Below are 407 nucleotides of genomic sequence, written 5' to 3'. Positions count from 1 at the left end.
CCTTGATCGGCCAGTGCCGGGACGATCTGGTGTGGGGAGAGATGGGCAAACTCCGCCTGGTTCGCCACCGCCAGGATTTCGGCCTGCTCGGGCGCTGAGAGACGGTTGGCCGGGGTGCGCACGGCCTCGGGTGCGCGGTGCGCGCGCCGACGGGCATCGCCCTGGATAGCGCCGCCCTGGCGCCAGCGCTGCAGGGTGCGCGCGCTCAGCCCCACGGCAGCGCAGGCGTACTCCAGGCGCGCCCCGCCACGGCAGGCCTCCGCGATCCAGGTACTCACTTCGAGGCGCCGCGCGAGGGAGAGCGAGCGTCCGCGGACTCCGCCCAGAGTTCCTGCACTTTTTTTTGGAGCAGCAGCAAGGCGGCGGCCTCAGCCAGGGCCTTGTCCTTGCGCAGCAGCTCTTGACTG

General features: G+C 71.3%; 1 pseudogene. It reads right to left on the bottom strand.

From position 1 onward, the window contains the following. Positions 1 to 407: pseudogene (locus G3480_RS29765) on the bottom strand (IS3-like element ISGur6 family transposase); the annotation flags it as partial.

Origin of the sequence: Thiorhodococcus mannitoliphagus, assembly GCF_010915725.1 — a bacterium.
Taxonomy (GTDB): Bacteria; Pseudomonadota; Gammaproteobacteria; order Chromatiales; family Chromatiaceae; genus Thiorhodococcus; species Thiorhodococcus mannitoliphagus.
Note: the sequence above shows the minus strand (reverse complement) of the source record. Positions and strands in the feature narration are given on the sequence as shown.